The organism is Sphingomonas sp. 66-10 (assembly GCF_001897045.1).
Taxonomy (GTDB): domain Bacteria; phylum Pseudomonadota; class Alphaproteobacteria; order Sphingomonadales; family Sphingomonadaceae; genus Sphingomonas; species Sphingomonas lycopersici.
The window spans coordinates 5,585-7,845 of sequence record NZ_MKRR01000017.1; the positions used below are offsets into that span (position 1 = coordinate 5,585).

Below are 2,261 nucleotides of genomic sequence, written 5' to 3' on the forward strand. Positions count from 1 at the left end.
TTGGCGGATTCGAGCCGCGACGCGGTGTTCATGCTGTCGCCCAGCGCGGTATATTGGATGCGCCCCTCGCCGCCGAAATTGCCGACGATCGCGTCGCCGTGATGCAGCCCGACACGGGTGCGCCCGATCGGTGGCACCCCGGCGGGCAGATCGCGACGAAACGCCTCCCCCGCCTGCCACATCGCATAGGCCGCCTGCGCGGCGTTGCGCGCATCGTCATCGCGCGCGATCGGCGCGCCCCAGAAGGCGACCACCGCATCGCCGACGAATTTGTCGATCGTCCCGCCGTGCGCGAGCACCACGTCGCTCAGCATATCGAGATAGCGGTTGAGCAATTGCGCGACCATTTCCGGCGCGATCGCGTGGCTGAGCTTGGTGAAGCCTTCGAGATCGGTGAACAGCGTGAAGATCGCGCGCTTCTCGCCGTGGAGCGCGAGCTTTTCGGGCTCCTGCAGGATCTGCGTGGCGATATCGCGCGGCAGATATTTGCCGAGCGCCGATTGCGCGAAGCGGCGCTGCTGCGAGGTCACCGCGCGCGCCGCGACGCCCACCGCGGTGAAGGCGAAGATCCACGCGATCGCCCAGCCCGCCGCGGGGAGCCCCTTGGTGCCCCAGCCATTGGCCTGGAGCACCAGCGGCAGCCCGCCGATCGCCCCGGCCTGCACCACCAGCGCCGGGCCGAGCCACAGCCAGCGCAATTCGGCGAGGCTGGTCGCCGCCGCGGCGAGCACGACCAGCGCCGCCGCCAGCCAGCGCACGCCGACCGGCACCGTGCGCAGCCGCGCCCCGTCGAGCACTTGCGCCAGCATCGTCGCATGTACCTCCAGCCCGATCATCGTCGAATGCGCGCCGCGCCCCGAGAGCGGGGTTTCGAACTGGTCGATATCGACGATGTCGCCGCCGATCAGCACGTCGCGCCCGCGCACCATCGGCGCCAGCGCGGCGCTCATCGCGGGATCGGCGATCAGGTCGATCTGCAGGCTCGGGATCACCGGCTCCTCCGACCGGTCGGGCTGCGGCTGGGGCAGGCGATAGCGGATCGCGCCGCGATAATCGGCGAAGGCGGCGGCGGGCCGCATCGCCAGCGCGAGCAGCGGCGGCTGGCCCGGCTGCGGGGTCGGCCAGCTGCGCGCGACATTGTCCGAATCGGTTTCGAGCCGGATGCTCGCCGGGCGCACGCGACCGGTGCGCGCGGCGCGGATGAAGCGATCGAGATATTGCTGCTGCTCGAAGATGATCTGTTCGCGGTTGTCGCCAAGATTGGCATAGCCGAGCCACACCGGGGTGCGCATCGCGCGCAGCGCGGCGAGCAGCGCATTATCCTCGTCCTGCGGCTGATCGAACAGGATGTCGACCCCAATCGAATGCGCCCCCATCGCGTCGAGATTGCGCAACGCGCGCGCCAGCAGCCCGCGATCGAGCGGCGAGCGCTTGCGCGTCGCGATCAGGGTCTGGTCGTCATAGACGATCATCACGAGGCGCTTGTCCTGCGCGACGCGCGGCGCGAAGGTCGCCGCGCGCCAGTCATAGAGCCCGCGTTCGGCGTCGGCGGTCGGGATCTCGCGCGCGTGCGTGCCCGCGCCGAGCGGGCGGCCCCAGTCCCACCCCGCGACGAACAGCGCGAGCGCGAGCACCAGCACCGCCGCGGCCAGCCGACCGCGCCCGGCGTCGCGCACGACGCGCATCGCTCGAGGGACGAGGCCGCGCGTCATCGCCGCTCAGCGCGCCGCGATCAGCGGGCGCGCACCGTCTCCGACGATCGCAAAGCCCGCCCAATAGAAGGGGTGCGAGGTATCGGCATCGTCCATCAGCCGCACCTGCGCCGCGCGCAGCGCCTCGCCGATCGGGCGCTCCCCGCCGGTATCGAACATCCCCGCGATCAGCCGCTCGGTCGCATGATAGGCTTCGGGCGCGGGCCAGTGGCTGGCGATCACCGAGCGGCTGCCCGCGCCGATGAACGCGCGCACCAGCCCGTCGAACGTCCCGCCGCCGCCGGTCAGCCCGGTCTCGCGCGTCGCCTCGGCCCCCGCCACCCCCGCGGTGTCGCAGGCGGAGAGGATGACGAGATCGGCGTTGAGCCGGAGGTCGAAGATCTCGCCGAACTGGAGCAACCCGTGCGAGGTCGGCGTGTCGGCGAAGCTGGTGACGAGCGCCGGGCGCGCCGGGCATCCCGCGCGCGGCGGGGTGACCAGCCCGTGGGTCGCGAAATGCAGGATGCGGAACTGGTTGAGATCGGCCCGCGTGCGCACCGCATCGTCGGT

2 protein-coding genes are annotated in these 2,261 nt (G+C 71.5%); both read right to left on the bottom strand.

What is annotated here, in order from left to right; genetic code table 11:
* The coding region (locus tag BGN95_RS01935; protein WP_286771453.1) for an adenylate/guanylate cyclase domain-containing protein at nt 1-1,712 on the bottom strand (1,712 nt) is incomplete at its 3' end.
* Between the two features lie 6 nt (nt 1,713-1,718).
* The coding region (locus BGN95_RS01940) for a CHAT domain-containing protein (RefSeq protein WP_286771454.1) at nt 1,719-2,261 on the bottom strand (543 nt) is incomplete at its 5' end.